This window comes from Janibacter sp. CoH_79_TC_3, from assembly GCF_058197955.1.
Window position 1 is genome coordinate 1 of record NZ_JBXWIV010000013.1, and the last position, 16,967, is coordinate 16,967.

15 protein-coding genes are annotated in these 16,967 nt (G+C 42.4%); 6 read left to right on the forward strand and 9 right to left on the reverse strand.

Annotated elements, in window-relative coordinates; all coding sequences use genetic code 11:
* Window positions 1-622: 622 nt before the first annotated feature.
* Entirely contained in the window at window positions 623-1,321 is a 699-nt protein-coding gene (locus AC2FA3_RS10825) for a hypothetical protein (RefSeq protein WP_490509567.1), read from the reverse strand.
* Between the two features lie 271 nt (window positions 1,322-1,592).
* On the opposite strand from AC2FA3_RS10825, the gene upp reads away from it, so the two are divergent.
* Window positions 1,593-2,240, forward strand: coding sequence for a uracil phosphoribosyltransferase (gene upp, locus AC2FA3_RS10830; RefSeq protein WP_490509568.1), 648 nt, complete (start codon window positions 1,593-1,595; stop codon window positions 2,238-2,240).
* Between the two features lie 80 nt (window positions 2,241-2,320).
* On the forward strand, window positions 2,321-3,073 hold the full coding sequence (locus AC2FA3_RS10835; RefSeq protein WP_490509569.1) for an SDR family NAD(P)-dependent oxidoreductase: 753 nt from the start codon (window positions 2,321-2,323) through the stop codon (window positions 3,071-3,073).
* 24 nt (window positions 3,074-3,097) lie between these two features.
* On the opposite strand, the gene AC2FA3_RS10840 is transcribed toward AC2FA3_RS10835, so the two are convergent.
* A complete protein-coding gene (locus AC2FA3_RS10840) occupies window positions 3,098-3,754 on the reverse strand; it encodes a hypothetical protein (RefSeq protein ID WP_490509570.1) in 657 nt (218 codons plus the stop codon).
* A 235-nt stretch (window positions 3,755-3,989) separates the two neighbouring features.
* On the opposite strand from AC2FA3_RS10840, the gene AC2FA3_RS10845 reads away from it, so the two are divergent.
* Entirely contained in the window at window positions 3,990-4,946 is a 957-nt protein-coding gene (locus AC2FA3_RS10845) for an alpha/beta fold hydrolase (RefSeq protein ID WP_490509571.1), read from the forward strand.
* A gap of 77 nt (window positions 4,947-5,023) precedes the next feature.
* On the opposite strand, the gene AC2FA3_RS10850 is transcribed toward AC2FA3_RS10845, so the two are convergent.
* The 4 genes from AC2FA3_RS10850 to tyrS form a co-directional block, all read right to left on the reverse strand.
* Window positions 5,024-5,245: a DUF1653 domain-containing protein gene (locus AC2FA3_RS10850; RefSeq protein WP_490509572.1), complete on the reverse strand. Its 222-nt coding sequence runs from the start codon at window positions 5,243-5,245 to the stop codon at window positions 5,024-5,026.
* Window positions 5,246-5,785: a DUF4411 family protein gene (locus tag AC2FA3_RS10855; RefSeq protein WP_490509573.1), complete on the reverse strand. Its 540-nt coding sequence runs from the start codon at window positions 5,783-5,785 to the stop codon at window positions 5,246-5,248.
* On the reverse strand, window positions 5,782-6,915 hold the full coding sequence (locus tag AC2FA3_RS10860) for an ImmA/IrrE family metallo-endopeptidase (RefSeq protein WP_490509574.1): 1,134 nt from the start codon (window positions 6,913-6,915) through the stop codon (window positions 5,782-5,784). Before AC2FA3_RS10860 ends, AC2FA3_RS10855 begins: the two co-directional genes overlap by 4 nt.
* Window positions 6,916-7,008: 93 nt before the next feature.
* Entirely contained in the window at window positions 7,009-8,220 is a 1,212-nt protein-coding gene (gene tyrS / locus AC2FA3_RS10865) for a tyrosine--tRNA ligase (protein ID WP_490509575.1), read from the reverse strand.
* A gap of 119 nt (window positions 8,221-8,339) precedes the next feature.
* Between tyrS and AC2FA3_RS10870 the strand changes: the two genes are divergently transcribed.
* The 3 genes from AC2FA3_RS10870 (at window position 8,340) to AC2FA3_RS10880 (ending at window position 12,209) form a co-directional block, all read left to right on the forward strand.
* Entirely contained in the window at window positions 8,340-9,737 is a 1,398-nt protein-coding gene (locus AC2FA3_RS10870) for an anhydro-N-acetylmuramic acid kinase (protein WP_490509576.1), read from the forward strand.
* A gap of 95 nt (window positions 9,738-9,832) precedes the next feature.
* Window positions 9,833-11,221, forward strand: a complete 1,389-nt coding sequence (gene fabF, locus AC2FA3_RS10875; protein ID WP_490509577.1) for a beta-ketoacyl-ACP synthase II — start codon at window positions 9,833-9,835, stop codon at window positions 11,219-11,221.
* A 127-nt stretch (window positions 11,222-11,348) separates the two neighbouring features.
* On the forward strand, window positions 11,349-12,209 hold the full coding sequence (locus tag AC2FA3_RS10880; RefSeq protein ID WP_490509578.1) for a hypothetical protein: 861 nt from the start codon (window positions 11,349-11,351) through the stop codon (window positions 12,207-12,209).
* 108 nt (window positions 12,210-12,317) lie between these two features.
* Here the strand turns inward: AC2FA3_RS10880 and AC2FA3_RS10885 are convergent, their stop codons facing one another.
* The 3 genes from AC2FA3_RS10885 to AC2FA3_RS10895 form a co-directional block, all read right to left on the reverse strand.
* The gene (locus tag AC2FA3_RS10885) at window positions 12,318-14,153 is read right to left on the reverse strand and encodes an aminopeptidase P family protein (protein WP_490509579.1); all 1,836 of its coding nucleotides are present in this window, start codon (window positions 14,151-14,153) and stop codon (window positions 12,318-12,320) included.
* Window positions 14,154-14,587: 434 nt separating this feature from the next.
* On the reverse strand, window positions 14,588-16,144 hold the full coding sequence (locus AC2FA3_RS10890) for a peptide MFS transporter (RefSeq protein ID WP_490509580.1): 1,557 nt from the start codon (window positions 16,142-16,144) through the stop codon (window positions 14,588-14,590).
* 314 nt (window positions 16,145-16,458) lie between these two features.
* Window positions 16,459-16,911 carry a hypothetical protein gene (locus AC2FA3_RS10895; protein ID WP_490509581.1) on the reverse strand — a complete coding sequence of 151 codons (453 nt, stop codon included), beginning with the start codon at window positions 16,909-16,911 and terminating at the stop codon, window positions 16,459-16,461.
* Window positions 16,912-16,967: the final 56 nt, after the last annotated feature.

The window sequence follows — 16,967 nt, forward strand, 5'->3', positions numbered from 1 at the left end:
AACTTTATTTTTTAGCATTCTGAATCAGCAAAAATCCACACAAGTTGTTCTTTAGTTATGCTTTTAAATAGTGTCAATCTACTGTCGTCCAGTAGATGATTATATAGGGTATTTCTCTTTGCTAGTCAGTCTAAGTTAAGAACTTATCCTATCTAGCGAGCCGACTATCATATCATAATGATTTGGTTTGTCAAGCTTTTTTATAAATTGTTTCAGTAAGTTAGTCAGGTTTGTTATATGTAACATTCACATATAAGTCATTCCGTTTGTCTTAATGAGGTGCGTATTATAGACGCTTTAATCAGTAAGTCAAGAGGTAAATTTATTTAGTTTTAAACTGGGTTTAAGTTAATAATGATTTACTCAGTCTTGGTTAGGTTGATTAGAATAATAAATTATTCTCCAATCCGCCTTCCCTTCCGACTGGGTGGCATTATACGCGGTTTTAGTAGGGGGTCAAGGGGGTTTGTCTGCTATTCCAAAGATTATCTCCACTTATCATTAATACCCTCTATTTATCAGTCAGTTAAGATTGAAAATAGTTTTGCCTTTATCATAAATAGCCTTTTTTGCTTAAAACCGCTTATCTCCTATATATAGCATTTTTCTATGTATGGCACTTTTATAGTTTACCTATCTTTTTAAAAAAGTCTTTATAGGCAGCGACTTTCTTATCTAACGCTAAAGGGTATGCGCGTGATGTTGAAGGCAACCTATATAAGGTAAGATTGTTCACATCGGCTTTTTGATTATTGTCACTCTGCCATTCGTAAGGATAGTCCATACTTTGATTGGTTTTAGGATACTTAGACTTGGCAGGCGGCTCGGCTAATAAATTTAGTAGCACCTCGGTGGCTTTACCGCCCGTGGTAAATAATGTTTGAACCTTTGGCACTTGTGGCAAGATATTATCTAGGTCAACTGGCGTGACGACAGTTAGGTTTTTATCTGAGGCATTGCCCGTTTCACGAATAGCCTGATTAACCGTTGGACAAGAAGCAATACCGCGCTCGAACATAAAGGCGCGAATACGTTCAGGATCAAAGCGCTTCTCATCCCCTACTCTAAAATAATCCACGTCATCAAAAAAAACACTACCATAGATACGCCACATATCATTATAAAAGTTAGGATAGTGAAAGCGCATTGCCCATTTATCAGCGGTCGGTGGAAATGTGCCCATCATCATTACGGTGGCATCGGGTGGTAACACTGGACCGAACGGATGGGTTTCTACTTCTGCTGCGCGGACTTCGGACAATATCGAATTATTATCCATTTCATAAGTATTATCAGGCAGGTTGGATGGTTGTGTAGTCATAAGATTCTTCATCAGAAAAGCGGTTTTCTTGCTATCATAGCAAGCCTAAACACTACTTCATTTATTAGGGCGCGATTATAGTCAAACATAGTCGGCTTAAATAAAACCAATCTCGTTATAAATGCATTTGGCTTACTTTATTATTGAAGTATTTAGCTTACTATTTATGGGCTAGATATAGGGTTGAAGTGCGGTAAGTGTTTGTATCTTTTATACTAATGGCAACCGCAGTAACTGCGCAAGCATCAGACCAAAAACCAAGAGAGACCTTATGAGCGACTTAAAAATCACTGTCATCAATCATCCGTTAGTCCGTCATAAACTCAGCCTTATGCGTGAAAAAGACTGTAGTACTTATAAATTTCGCACATTGACCAAAGAGCTTGCACGCTTGATGGCATATGAAGCAAGCCGTGATTTTGAAATTGAAACCTTTCCGATGGAAGGCTGGTGTGGTGAAATCACTGGTGAGCAAATCATCGGTAAGACGGCAACGATTGTACCGATCTTACGTGCGGGTATTGGCATGTTAGACGGGGTGCTCGATTTGATTCCTACGGCAAAAATATCTGTCGTCGGTTTACAGCGCGATGAAGAAACTTTGCAACCTGTGCCGTTCTTTGAAAAATTTGTCAGCCACATGGACAAACGCCCAGCCCTTATTATTGACCCCATGCTAGCCACTGGTGGCTCAATGGTTGCAACTATTGAAATGCTGAAGAAAAACGGCTGTACCAATATTAAAGCATTGGTATTGGTTGCCGCACCTGAAGGCGTGCGTGTGGTCAATGAAGCCCATCCTGACGTGACCATTTATACCGCCGCACTAGACAGTCATTTGGACGAGCACGGCTATATCATCCCAGGTTTGGGCGATGCGGGTGATAAAATCTTTGGTAAGCAACTATTTAACAAGTAAGAAAAAGTAAATAAACCAAGATAAGCCGTCGTCATAAAAACTATGACCTAAGCACAAGACATCAATGATAAGGATATAAGATGAACGTATTGATTACAGGAGCAAGCGCAGGTTTCGGTAAAGCGTTGGCAGAGCGTTTGGTTGCCAATGGTCATCGCGTGATTGGCTGTGCCAGACGCCTTGATAAGCTCAATGCTTTGGCAGACACTTTGGGCGAGGCATTTTTACCTGTGGTTATGGATGTGAGTGACACGGCTGCTATCCCGCAAATCATTGCTGATTTGCCTGACAACTTTAGTCAAATTGATGTCTTGGTGAATAATGCGGGACTAGCACTTGGCACAGAGCCTGCGCAAAATGCCAGTCTTGATGACTGGATGCGTATGACCGATACCAATATTAAAGGTCTGATAGCGGTGACCCATGCGGTCTTGCCAGCGATGGTCGCACGCGATAGCGGTTATATCATTAATGTCGGCTCGATTGCCGGCAGTTGGCCTTACTTCGGTGGTAACGTCTATGGTGCGACCAAAGCTTTTGTCAAACAGTTTAGCCTCAATCTTCGCGCGGACTTAATCGGTACGCAAGTGCGCGTGACCAACCTTGAACCAGGTAATGTCGCGGGTACTGAGTTTTCAAACGTGCGCTATCATGGCGATGATGATAAAGCCGCCAAGGTTTATGATGGCTTTAAAACCATGACCGGTGATGATATTGGCGATATCTTATTATGGCTGATCGAGTCGCCTGCCCATATTAACGTCAATCGCTTAGAAGTCATGCCAGTTGCTCAAACTTATAATGGTCTAACGATTGCCAAGCAAGACTCTTAAAGGTTTAGCCGATCCTTTAGCCCATTAACGTAATTCATAAGACCGAAGCAATATAGTCTCACCTATATTGCTTCTTTTTTTGGTTATGACATTCATCTCATTGACCAAGCGCAAATCCTGAAAGTCTAAAATTAGCACTTCATTACGCAAGCGCTCGCTGGTACGTTTATTGTGGCGTATCGGAAATCCTAAGACTTGCTTACCTCTAATCACTACCTGATTGATAATCATGGTCGGATTATTCATAGTAGTTTTTGCACTTAACTTCTGAGCATCAATGATGGCAGTAGCAGGGTTGAGCGTTGTGATTAAAACCTTTGTCTGGCGCACGCTTTTTGGTAAATCGCCTGCAAAAAACAATACCTGCTCTAATGGTAAATACTGCGCGTGTCGCATTAGTTCCTGACGAAATAGTGCAGGCATATCACTATTAAAGCTGTCTTCTGTTTGCTGAGAGAACGCCGTAAAATTACGATGCAAGTAACGTCCAAATACGCTGGCATTAATCCAGTCTTGATAAATGTCATTTGCTAGTAATTGCTTTGTGAAAGCGTCGGCATCTGCTGTGGTATCTGCCGTGAGCATGGCTAGCAATAAAGCTTCCGCATTGTTAAATGTTTGCTGCTGCCAGATTTGTGGATATAGGCTACTATCAAGCAATGGTAACATCGACTTGTTCATACCTTAATATCCTTATATTTCATTTACTGATACTTAATTCGATTGGTTACAGCGCATAATAAGTCGCTGCTTTTAAATCTAAGCTGCTTTCACCACTAAACGGATTTTATGCTATGGTCAGTTACCTACTCTAATATAACAGTCTTTCATTAGTGGAATAAGTACTTTTAAGATAACGCATTTCGGCTCAATCGGCTTTATAAAACCGTTTAATGAAAACAAGGGTTATCACCTTATGAAAACCAACTTAATTAACTTACCTGCTAACTACCAGTTGAAAACGATTCATATCGCTTTGTCTGATGGTATTTTGCTACCAGTGTCAGTCATAGGCAGTGGCAAACCTGTAATATTACTGCATGCTTATGGGATGGATGCACGTGAGTTTTTACCGTTTATTTTACCCTTGGTTGGCAAATATGCATTTTACCTGCCGCATCTACGAGGATTTGGGGCGGCAAAAGATATCAAGCTGACCCAATTTGATTTTGTAAGGCAATATGCCGATGATATCAGTGTCGTGATTGAGCAAGTTTGCTTGGCACACAATATAGAATCTGTACCAGTTGCCGCCATCTCGATGGGCGCGCAAGTGATGTGGGCGTACTTTGAGCGTTATGGTAGCGAAAGAGTCAGCCGCTATTTAAATATTGACCAAAGTCCTGCTATCCATAATCAGCCTGATTGGCAAGGTGGATTGTTTGGCACGCGGCAGCAAGAAGTATTCGATATCTTTCATGAGGTGATTGATAGGACGTTGCCTTATGCTGACGTCGAAAGCTTTACCCATTTGCCTTTTGCCCTAAAACGCCGTGCTACGGATGTTGAACGGCTATTTTCTCTGTTGTCCGTTAATCGCACGCGCTCAAAAGCTTTTATACAAGTGATGACTTATAAAAACGATCCCAAACTTGCGCTTTATGATCACAGTATTTGGCATCATAAGATGCGTTGCTTGCAAGCCTATTTGACATTGCCCTATGACTTTCGCGGCGCGCTAGAGCGGGTCACCATTCCAGTGGTCAATCTAATTGGCGGACGCTCTAAGCTGTATGATGCTAAGTGGCAGCAAAAAATCACCCAGATGCTACCCAATGCAACTGAGGTTGTGCTGCCGCGCTCAGGTCATGCCGTGCCAATGGATGAGCCAATCGGATTTTATAAGGTATTAAAAGGATTTTTACAGGGTTAATTGTTGATTCATATAAAAAAAGCGACCTTAACGGGTCGCTTTTTATTTGGGCAAAGAGCTTTAAATTTTTTGAAACATTAATCAGCTAATGCTTTAATTAACTCAAAACGTGGTACTTCTTTACCATCAACTTTAACAGTTTCCGTAAACATCGCTAATGGTCGCACCCAAACTCCATACTCACCATACAGGCAACGATAAACCACTAGCGATTCCTCAGTTTCTGAATGCTGAGCAGTATGCAAGACTTGGTATAGGTTGCCTTTATAATGGCGGTAAATGCCTTGGGGAATTATCATTTAAAATCTCATGCCTAAATGACTAAATATTTCGAGCCAATTACTGCAAGGAATATTTTTATACTTACATACATCAGGAATTTTTAACTGTGTTGTTTTAGATAATGCAGGACTTGTGATATCCCTATTAAAACCTTGCTCACTAGTTATTACTTTTGCATTTTTAAGAGCTGCCAAAGATATGTTCGATAAATCTTCATCTAAATTATCTAAGAAAGAACCAGGCTTCTTAGTAATAAAAGGAATATTGCTGGCTAAATCACCCTTTAAACTCAGCTGAGCTTGAGCATAATCACTGATTCCTATGACATCTACTCTAAACCTACTCATGAAATCATCATAATTATTTCTAGGGTATTTAAACTGGATAAGCTTTGCTTCAATTTCCTTATTGATATGCTCAGACTGTATAAAACGTACTTGATTTGCTACAACAGCATCTTCTAAATCGCTCCATAGTTTTTTGAAAGTACCACTAGGATAATACCGGTAGCATATGTCTAATAATGCATTAGTGTCTATACAGCAAATTAAACTCATTGGTTAAACGCCTTTTTCTCTAGATGCTCCAAATCACTCATTCTTTCGATACCGAGAATTTTCATAGCACCACCTAAGCTTAACGCATCTTCCCAAACTGCTGAAAAAACTTGCTGAATATAAATTTTACCGAAATGGTTATAGGTAGTATGTTTCTTATAACTACTTCGGAAGCCACTATCGTTTTCATCCATTTTTACTTGCTTACTAACAAAATATGCATTCAAGTCATCTTTCGATATTTTTCCGACCTGTTTTAATTGTATGGCGATAGCATCGTAACTAACTTTAATAGTCTTTCGAATTTGCTCGATATTATCAATCAACCCTTTTTTTTCATCGTAAAGTTTATTTATAACTGAAGTAGGTACTAATACATGACCTGCTACTTCATTACAATAACGCTCTGTTTGATTATTTGCTTCTAAAATATTGCCATCCAAAGCACTCTGACGCAAACCTAGGTGCACTAACTCATGAATCAAAGTAAATAATTTTCTTGATGGAGTCTGACCTGATGTAATAATCACTACAATTGGCAAAATATCATAGAAAAGAGACAAACCTTCAGAACCAATGCTGAGTCGAGACTTCTCCAAAACTAGAACATCTTTTTTCTCTAGTAACAAACGCCATGCTCTATAGTAATCACTACCTTCAACAGTCAAATGAGCATTTTCAACATCCAGAAAGTTTCGAATACGTTGAGCATCTTCCTGTGCATTATTTCCTAACAAATCTAGCTGAAAACTTCCAAGGCTTTCATCTATAACATCATATACATGTAGAAGGTTTTCTCTATCCTTATAAACCTCACTAATAAGTTTATTTAATTCATATACATCTTCGTCATCAGCATGTTTATCTGAATAATTTCGATAGTCGATATACTTCGGAATACTTTTATCATAAATAGTGTTCAAAGTAAGATAGTAAGTAGGTAAAACAAGAGTTTTAGCGATACGCTCTAGCTGTTTTACAGTAAAAACTTCTGCCTCCGACTCACCTTTAATAATTTTCTTTGAGTTAGTGCTTGATTTTTTGGCGAGTAAATCTACAGATAGCGACATCTGTTGTCGATAATGACTTAAAGCTATTGGAGAATGTGTCACTAATTGACAGTTAGCCATAATTTTCTTAGAACATCCTTATGAAAAAATAAGTCTATAATATAGATTATAGACTTATTTAAAATTTAAAATTGTAAAAATCTTCTCATAAAACTATCCTACCGTCAATTTCGCATAAGCCTTTTTGCCCGCTTGGATAACGACAGTTTGCCCTGCAGTTAGGCTAAAGCCTGCGTCGACGACTTCGCCATCTACTTTTACCGCGCCGCGTTTAATCATATCTTTAGCTGATGAGCTGTTTTTGGCAAGCCCTGCTTGATTTAATATCTGCGTGATAAACAATGCGTCCTGCCCTTCTAACTCTAACGTCACTTCTGGTAAATCGACTGGCAATTCGCCATCAGCAAGTACGTTACCCGCTGATTTGTGCGCATTGGCAGCCGCATCGGCATCGTGGAAGCGCTCGATTAGTTCTTCTGCTAGGATACGTTTGATTTCTTGTGGGTTGCGACCGTTTTCCATCTCTGTCATTAGCGCTTCGACTTCTTCCATGGGCTTAAAGCTCAAAAATTCAAAGTAGCGACGGATTAAGGTATCTGGCATAGACAGTAGCTTTTGGTACATGGTGCCCGGTGCATCATAAATACCAACGTAGTTATTCAATGACTTAGACATTTTATTAACGCCGTCTAGCCCTTCCAAAATCGGCACGGTGATACAAACTTGTGGCTCTTGACCATAACGACCTTGCAAGGTACGTCCCATCAAAATATTAAAAGTTTGATCGGTACCGCCTAGCTCGACGTCGGCTTTTAGGGCGATAGAATCATAGCCTTGAACCAATGGGTATAAGAACTCATGGATGGCAATTGGGGTTTGCGCCGCATAGCGTTTTGAGAAATCATCACGCTCAAGCATACGCGAGACGGTCAATTGGCTAGAAAGCTGAATCATATCGCCCGCTGACATGTCTTTAAACCATTCAGAGTTAAAGACAATCTTGGTTTTTTCTTTATCCAAAATCTTAAATACTTGCTCGGCATACGTTTGAGCATTAACTTTAATTTGCTCATCGGTCAATGGCGGACGTGTGCTGTTCTTACCAGAAGGGTCACCAATCTTGGCGGTATAATCGCCGATTAGAAAATAAATCTCATGACCCAAATCTTGAAAATGCTTAAGCTTATTAATCAGTACTGTATGACCCAAATGCAGGTCAGGCGCGGTAGGATCAAAGCCTGCTTTGATACGTAGCGGGCGATTCAGTTTCAACTTCTTAACCAAATCCTCTTCAGATAGGATTTCTTGCGTACCGCGCTGAATCAAGGCAAGTTGTTCTTCTAGGGTGTAGGTTTGAGTGGTCATGATGCTCTCTTTATGGTCTTTATTAAAAGGATAAAGCGTTTGGGCTATTTAGAATCTCGTAGCCAGTAAAAGATGTTAGAATTTGAGGGATATACTAGCGTTTTTTAAGGTAAATTGCCATGACCAACCCTGCATCGATTGCTGATACTAATTCGACTATAAACTTAGACAATGGTTTAGACAACATTTTAGACAATACTTTAGATGACGGTCTAGAAAATAGCTTAGAGCATATTGACGACTTAAATTATGCCACCTTGACCGATGCACTGGAGCAAACGGTGTTTGAAAACTTTGATGATGGTTTATATATCGGCATGATGTCTGGTACCAGCCTAGATGGTATGGATGCCGTGCTTTGTCAATTTGGTAATGATAGTAGTGCTGAAACAGATACTCAGCAACCGCTGCGACTGTTAGCAACGCTTAGTCAGGACTTCCCGCCACGCCTGCGTGAGGTGTTATTAGCCTTATGTCAGCCCAATGGCGTAAATCAATTATTACCAACGGCAGGTGAACCCAGCAGCGAGTTAGATTGGTTCGGTTGGGCAAGCAAAGAATATGCCGAGTTTGCCAGTGAAGTAGTTAATACCTTATTACAGCAATCAAATACCGATGTAGAGTCGGTGCTAGCGATTGGATGTCATGGGCAAACCGTTCGCCATCGTCCGCAGATGGGTTTTAGCTTACAATTGGTCGATGCCAATATCATCGCCGAGCTTACAGGCATTAGTGTTGTCAGTGATTTCCGCCGCCGCGATATGGCCGTCGGTGGTCAAGGTGCACCTTTGGTTCCTGCCTTTCATCAGGCTTTATTTGCCACGCCTGATAGCACACGGGTGTTATTAAACTTGGGCGGTATTGCTAATATCACCGTCTTGCCAGCGAGCGCTAGTGCTAATAACACCTCAAATCCTAAACAAGTAGATAAAGTGATTGGTTATGATACCGGCCCTGCCAATTTATTACTCGATGCGTGGACAGCATTGCATACTGATAAAGATTATGATGCGGGTGGCGCGTGGGCGCAGTCAGGACAAGTCGTTGAGCCGCTACTTAACCAGCTGATAGAGCATCCGTTTTTTGCTCGAACGTATCCTAAAAGCACAGGGCGTGAAGACTTTAACCTAGAATGGCTACAGAATGAACTACAAAAATTCGACCAAGCATCTGCTCATATTCGCTATTCATCAGCCGATGTACAGGCCACGCTTACTGAATTGACGGCGATGAGTGCCAGTATGCAAATTAATAGGTTTATTAATGCAAAAGAAAATAGCTCGGTTTATGTCTGCGGTGGCGGTGCATTGAATGATTATTTGATGACTCGCTTACAAGCGCACCTACCCCATTGCACGGTAGAAACCACTGCCAGCTTAGGACTGAATCCAGCTTGGGTAGAAGCCGTCGCCTTTGCATGGCTCGCAAGGCAAACACTGATGGGTGAAACCGGTAACTTGCCAGCGGTGACTGGTGCAAGTAAAGGTGTGGTATTGGGTCAAGTCTGTTTTGCCTGATGGGCCAAATTTTAGTTTACATACGTACACTTATGTGTTTTATAATGGCTTCAGAAATAACATCCTCTTAGGACCTTAAGTACAGGATACAGCGCATGAGCCAGCATAGCAGTTTACCGACCGACTCAGTTATCGAGCAAACGACAAATAATGTCGACACACAGGCGCATAAGCCAAGACAGAAACCACCGCACTACGAGCGCTCTGATGAGTTGCGCGTGGTGATTACCGGTATGGGTGCTATCACGCCACTTGGCCTTGATGTCGAAAGCACGTGGAAAAAATTGCTCAATGGTGAAAGTGGTATTGCTAAAATAACGCATTTTGATGCGACCGACTATCGTGCACAGATAGCTGGCGTGGTCAAGGATTTTGACGCCAAACAATATATGAATGCCAAAGACGCGCGCCGCTATGATGAATTTATGCATTATGCCGTTGCGGCCTCCGCAATGGCATTAAAAGATGCGGGATACATCAATGAAGTCAGTGCGGTTGATGCGCCTGTACACGGCGTCGATCAAGAGCGTTTTGGTGTGATTATAGGCTCAGGTATCGGTGGTATCCAAACCATTGAAAACAGCCGTGATACCTTGCGTGAAAAAGGCGCGCTGAAAGTGTCGCCTTTTATTATTCCTGGCTCTATCGTCAATATGGCAGCAGGCTTGGTTGCCATTAAGCATACTTTGAAAGGCCCAAACCTTGCGACCTCGACTGCTTGTACCACCGCGACCCATGCTATCGGTCTTGCAGCGCGTTTGATTGCTTACGGCGATGCCGATGTGATGCTAGCTGGTGGCAGTGAAAAAGGCTCAAGCCCGCTTGGTATATCGGGTTTTGGGGCGATGCACGCCCTCTCAACTCGTAATGACGAGCCGACCAAAGCCTCGCGTCCTTTTGATAAAGAGCGTGATGGTTTTGTACTTGGTGATGGCGCGGGTGTCGTCGTACTTGAAAGCCTTGCGCATGCTAAAGCACGCGGTGCGACAATATTGGCTGAGCTGGTTGGCTTTGGTATGAGTGATGATGCAAGCCACATTACTGCGCCACCAGAAAATGGTAGCGGGGCAGCAAGAGCCATGCGAAATGCCTTAAACGATGCCGGTATTGAGCCATCGAGTGTTGGCTACGTCAACGCCCATGGCACCAGTACCCCTGCTGGCGATGTTGCTGAATCCATTGCTATTGAAACCGTTTTTGCGTCCGTTAAAGACAGTATTCTGGTCAGCTCAACCAAATCGATGACTGGTCATTTGCTGGGTGCTGCTGGTGGTATCGAAGCGATATTCACCATCCTTGCCCTACAGCATCAGCATGTACCGCCGACCATTAATTTAGACAACGTCGAAGACAACTGTAATCTTGATTATGTGGCTAACCAATCGCGTAAGGTTGAAAATCTACAGTATGTGGTATCCAATAGCTTTGGCTTTGGAGGCACTAACGGCTCGTTGATATTTGCCCGTTGGCCTATCAAGCAGTAACACCCGAAAGCCTGCATTCTAGCTGTTGTAACCTTGGTGTCAGATTTACTACGTTTGACCACTTGCAGCCCCTTATCATACTTGCGTATGATAAGGGGTAATTTTTGCAACATTTATGGACGATACCATGTCAAGCTACTCATTTTCTCCTCAATTTTATCAGCGCTGGACGTGTGCACCAGACCCTATACGCGCCTCTATCATCCAAGAGCTCACCGACATCACCACCCTACTCCAGCATGACACACCATTTGAAACTTTTGTTTTTAGCACTCATGACTTAGATGCCCATCTTGATAATCTTTATGAAAACCATGAAGCTGAACAAGCGATTGCCAAAGCAATTGCCGACAAAAAAGCCCAAGAGCAAGCGGCTGCCGAAAAACAACATTTGGAAGCAGAACAGCGTTTAGAAAAAGAACGTTTAGAAAAAGAGAAACAGGCAAAAGCAGCAGCAGACACTAAGGTTAAAGAAGAAGCCAAATTAAAAGAAGCAGAAGCGGCGCAAAAAGAGCAACAGCACAATGAGCAACTCGCTAATAATAAATCTGCCAGTATTGATTACAATGATATTAGCAAGAATGTTACTAGCAAAAATGACACTAGCGAAGTAGAAAAGTCGGTTACTGATAGTCGTGTTGAGAACCATCAAAGAATTGAAACATTAGATGCAAAATCGGACGCGACGAAAACTGATGCTGATAAAAGGTCAATTCACGAGCCTGCAAATGCCGTGAACAATAATAATATGAAAACCGTTATCGATAAAGCGGTTGCAGACGCTGGCATTCATCTGTCTTTAAAAGACGCAAAGCTTGGCGCGACTCCGCCAGAATTAATCCGTGAGCTTGAAATACAAATTGATGATTATCTCAGTGAGCAGATGATGCTGATGTCTGAGAATTTAAAATCTTGGCTGCGTGCCGAGGTGACCCAACATCTAAGCGAAGATAAAGTAGGAACTAACAAAGATTCGAAAAAAAGCTAAATACTGCTTTCCGTTTAGAAACCGATAGCAATAAATCTCTAGAATAGAAAAAGCCCCGTAAATTTACGGGGCTTTTTTGTTTTAAATTCGCAAATATAAGCGTTTACTTTAGATAGCCTTGGTACGCTCAGTCAGCCAGTCAAGTGCCGCACCTTCAACGCGGTCTTTTAGCTCTGCATAGACTTGGCTATGATAATTATTCAACCAATCAATCTCGACTTGAGTTAATAATGACGATTCAATCAAGCGTGTATCAATTGGGCAATAAGTGATGGTTTCAAAGTTTAAGAATTGACCAAACTCAGTCTCAGTAGGATTGCCCACGGGCATATTAACCATCAAGTTTTCGATACGGATACCCCATTTGCCTTCGCGGTATAGACCCGGCTCATTACTGGATATCATGCCTTCTTTCATCGCGCGCTCTTTTGGCGTGCTAGCGCTATAAGCAATCACTTGCGGGCCTTCATGGACGTTCAAGAAATAACCAACGCCATGACCCGTGCCATGACCATAATCCATCTGCGCTTGCCATAATGGTGCACGGCAAATAGCATCAATGAGTGGTGAGGCAATGCCATCAGGGAAATGTGCTTTTGCTAAAGCGATATGCGCTTTTAACACGGTGGTGAAATCACGTTTATGCTCGCTGCTTAGTTGACCAATACCGACCACGCGGGTGATATCTGTGGTACCGTTTTGATACTGGGCACCTGAGTCAATCAATAACAATCCGCCCTCGCCCTCAGCGACATCAAGGTAGCTGAATTTTTCTGGCGTCGCGCGGTAATGTGGCAATGCGCCGTTTTCATTAAAACCTGCAATCGTTGGAAAGCTTGGCGAGACATAATGCGGCTGCTGACTACGTACTTCGATAAGCATGCTATCGACATCAAGCTCACTTAAGCGCTCGCCATCTGCTAGGCGCTGCTCAAATTTAGCAAAGAATTGACTTAATGCCGCGCCGTCTTGACGCATGGCTTCACGCACATGATCGATATCAGCATCAGATTTGACCGATTTGAGCAAAGTACTCGGCGCCATTTGCTCAATAAAGCCTATACCGTCGCCCATTTGGGATAGCGTATCTACTGCCACTTTGCTTGAGTCTAATAATAACAAGTCTTCTGGCGTCAGCGCACTCAATGCCTCCTGTACAGCGTTATAGTCAGCAAGCGTGATGCCGCTATCGTTAAGAGCTTTTTCAACGTCAGCACTAACTTTATTGTTATCAATAAACAAGGTCGCTTTATTCGCATCAATCAGCATATGCGCTAAAAACACAGGATTATAATCAACATCAGCGCCGCGTAAGTTGGTCAACCAAGCGATGTCATCTAAGCTTGAAAGCAAATGATGGCTTGCGCCTGCATCCGCCATACCTGCGCGCACGGCGGCAAGTTTTGAAGTCGCAGACTGCGCAACAAATTGCGCATCGTGTTGGTATAGCTGTGCTGATGGTAGCGCTGGACGATCGCTCCATATGTCTGTCAATACATCACGCTCAGTGATTAAGGTAATATCGTTGGCATCAAAAGCATCAAGCAGTCTATCTTGCTCAGCAATAGACAGCACATTACCGTCAACGGCGACACTATCGCCCTCGGCCAAGTGCGCAGCGAGCCAATCGATATGGTTTGGCTGACCGGGAGCCAGTTTCTCTAAAGTAATACCCGTGCCTTCTAGCTGATGCGCGGCGTGTACCCAATAACGGCTGTCCGTCCACAGCCCAGCGAAATCAGCGGTAACAACCAGCGTACCGACTGAACCTGTAAATCCTGATAACCATAAGCGTGCTTGCCAATATTCAGGCAAGTACTCAGATAAATGCGGGTCTGCTGACGGCACGATAATCGCCGTTAGGTCTTGCGCCGCAATAGCATCACGCAAGCTGGTAATACGCTGTTGAATTTCAGTTTTCGAAGTTACTTCTTGAGTAGACATAACGTCCCTTATTTTATATAAAAATTTAGTATAAAAGCACGAGCACAGAGCTACATAAAACGCTACGTAAAACATTGCATAAGTAGGAGAGACTCATCTCACTACAGTGCCGCATAATCGATACGTTCTCGATATATTGTTATTATAAACTGACATCATCAGCTGATTATTAGCGGTTAATTGAACGGGTGTTTATTAAGTTTGCTACAGATACAACATAGCGCATATAACGATATGGGGATGATAACCAACTTATAAATACCTTTAACAGCAATACCCATTTAATCATGAACGAATCGTAAAAATGACGGATGACTCAAAATAAAAGAAGCCACTGTTTAGTAGCTTCTGTATTTTTATCACTTATCAAGCGGCTGCTATAAATAGCAATAATACTCTTGTGCTTATATTAGCCTCTTATTTACGTTCATTGCTTACATTCTAATATTACTGCTGTTTTTAATCATATTGCTCATCGGTTTTGACAATGCCAATAAAATCAGCGCGGTCACTACCAAGAACATGGTCATAATAGAGAATAAATCTGGTAAGCCTTCGATTTTATCAGCGGTAACATGGCTACCAAAGAAGGCAGCGACCAAGTTACCCATGGCAATAGAAGCAAAAAACAGCCCCATGATTTGACCTTGCATACCTTCAGGTGCCAAGCGCGTCATTGATGACATGCCAACAGGGCTTAATGCCAGCTCACCTAGCGTCAGTAAAAACAAACTGCCAACCAACCACAGTGGCGATGCTAAAGCACCGGGAGCAACCAAGATACTTTTTGAAGCCATAATCATTAGCCCAAAACCTGCAGCAGCTAACAACATACCGATAGCAAATTTCACCATACTGTTAGGCTCAAGACCTTTAGCACCGAGCTTCACCCATAAGATACTGATAATGGGCGCTAATAATAAAATAAATAACGGATTTAACGACTGAAACCAGATACTTGGGATATGAAAACCCATGACTTCTAAATCAGTATAGCGATCAGCAAATAAGTTAAACGAGGTCGGCTGCTGATCAAAACTTGACCAAAACAAGGTCGAACCAATAATCAATAATAGACAAACCAGTAAGCGTTTTTTATCAGAGGAGCTCAACCGTGATGACATAAACATCACCGCAAAATATAGCAGCACCACAGCAGCAATGGTATAGGTCATATACTCGGCGACCAATATCGGATTAAAGGGCATCAAACCCGTGCTAATTAGCACGACCAATGCCACCAAAACACCAACAAAGCCTAGCACCCAGCGACCTACGTTTTTGAAGCGGTCAGTCGCCTGTTCCCAGTCAGCGGTGATATTTTTGGCACGTGCATAACGATTTAATGTCTTTCTGGCGGAAAAACGGTAAATCAGTAAGGAAGCCAGCATACCCAAACCACCGACTCCAAACCCTGCATGCCACATACCTTTTTCTCTAAATACCCCAACAATCAGCGCTGCCAATAGCGCGCCGATATTGATGCCCATATAAAACAAAGTAAATCCTGCGTCACGGCGATTATCCGTTTCGGGATATAACGCCCCAACCATGACTGTAATACAGGTCTTAAACAATCCTGAACCAATGACGATAAACATCAAACCGACAAAGAATAGCACCATGCCAAACATAGCCGACAACGCAATGCATAAATGTCCAAGCGCAATAATGATACTGCCCCACCACAGCGCGCGCTCCTGACCAAGCCAGTTGTCAGCGAGCCAGCCGCCCGGCACTGCCGCCAAATATAATGAACCGGCAAAAATACCGTAGATGGCAGAAGCCGTTGCTTCATCGAAACCAAAACCACCACTGCCAACTGTCGCCACCATAAAGAGTACTAATAATGGACGAATACTATAATAAGAAAAACGCTCCCACATCTCTGTGAAAAATAACGAGCTTAAGGGTTTAGGATGCCCCATAAAGCCATTGTCCAATGCTACTAATTCAGCAGCACTAGCGTTCGATTGTGAGTCTGTGCTCATAACTTTATTCCTTTAAAGACCACTGTAATGACGACCAAACTCCCAATTATTTAGATAAGCGGTCACATAGGCGCATTATTGTTTCACTTGGTTATAATCAAGTAAAGAAAAAGTTATTCAATAATTACACAAATACCTACAAAAAAACCTGCGCTCAGTTAACCAAGCGCAGGTTTTTATTTTTAGCTTCTAGAGTATTTTAACTCTTAGAATAAAGTATCGTCATAACAGTTGTACTTAATTATGGGTATCTAACTATGTTTATCGTTTATATAAATATTTCATCTTAATAACAAAATACTTCAGTAACAAGCTTACTCTTCAGCCTTCCAAGTATGCGTTATTTCTCCAGTCTTACCGGCGTCCAAATCAGCATCGGCTGGCGTAGCGGTTAAGTCAGCATCATCAGCGACTGTTGCTTGATTAACTGTACCTTCAGCAGTTGCCGTACCAGATTCAGCGGCAACCACCGTACCGTCAGTATCTGCAGCTGGCGTTACCGTAGCATCTGCTGGCGTAGCGGTCGCTGCGGCATCCGTCTCTTCGACTGGCGCGGCAGCTGTTTCGGCTGTATCAGCCTTCTCATTAGTCGCGCCGGTTTCAGCGGCGGCCGCTGCTTCAGTCGTCTCAGCAGTGATATGCTCACCCGCTGGACGTAAGAAGCCAGAAATACCAATCAATAAGACGATACCTAAAAATAACCCTACACCGCCTAAAGCAAACAAGAACTCTCTTTTAGGGTTGTTTTCGACAATATGTTCTGACATACCTTATCCACCTTGCACAAAATATTTAAAATATTGACCTATTATATCGTAATTTA

Excerpts from the sequence above, each read along its gene's own strand:
- AC2FA3_RS10825 (WP_490509567.1), bottom strand. The coding sequence starts at position 1,321 with ATGACTACACAACCATCCAACCTGCCTGATAATACTTATGAAATGGAT.
- upp (WP_490509568.1), top strand. The coding sequence starts at position 1,593 with ATGAGCGACTTAAAAATCACTGTCATCAATCATCCGTTAGTCCGTCAT.
- AC2FA3_RS10835 (WP_490509569.1), top strand. The coding sequence starts at position 2,321 with ATGAACGTATTGATTACAGGAGCAAGCGCAGGTTTCGGTAAAGCGTTG.
- AC2FA3_RS10840 (WP_490509570.1), bottom strand. The coding sequence starts at position 3,754 with ATGAACAAGTCGATGTTACCATTGCTTGATAGTAGCCTATATCCACAA.
- AC2FA3_RS10845 (WP_490509571.1), top strand. The coding sequence starts at position 3,990 with ATGAAAACCAACTTAATTAACTTACCTGCTAACTACCAGTTGAAAACG.
- AC2FA3_RS10850 (WP_490509572.1), bottom strand. The coding sequence starts at position 5,245 with ATGATAATTCCCCAAGGCATTTACCGCCATTATAAAGGCAACCTATAC.
- AC2FA3_RS10855 (WP_490509573.1), bottom strand. The coding sequence starts at position 5,785 with ATGAGTTTAATTTGCTGTATAGACACTAATGCATTATTAGACATATGC.
- AC2FA3_RS10860 (WP_490509574.1), bottom strand. The coding sequence starts at position 6,915 with ATGGCTAACTGTCAATTAGTGACACATTCTCCAATAGCTTTAAGTCAT.
- tyrS (WP_490509575.1), bottom strand. The coding sequence starts at position 8,220 with ATGACCACTCAAACCTACACCCTAGAAGAACAACTTGCCTTGATTCAG.
- AC2FA3_RS10870 (WP_490509576.1), top strand. The coding sequence starts at position 8,340 with ATGACCAACCCTGCATCGATTGCTGATACTAATTCGACTATAAACTTA.
- fabF (WP_490509577.1), top strand. The coding sequence starts at position 9,833 with ATGAGCCAGCATAGCAGTTTACCGACCGACTCAGTTATCGAGCAAACG.
- AC2FA3_RS10880 (WP_490509578.1), top strand. The coding sequence starts at position 11,349 with ATGTCAAGCTACTCATTTTCTCCTCAATTTTATCAGCGCTGGACGTGT.
- AC2FA3_RS10885 (WP_490509579.1), bottom strand. The coding sequence starts at position 14,153 with ATGTCTACTCAAGAAGTAACTTCGAAAACTGAAATTCAACAGCGTATT.
- AC2FA3_RS10890 (WP_490509580.1), bottom strand. The coding sequence starts at position 16,144 with ATGAGCACAGACTCACAATCGAACGCTAGTGCTGCTGAATTAGTAGCA.
- AC2FA3_RS10895 (WP_490509581.1), bottom strand. The coding sequence starts at position 16,911 with ATGTCAGAACATATTGTCGAAAACAACCCTAAAAGAGAGTTCTTGTTT.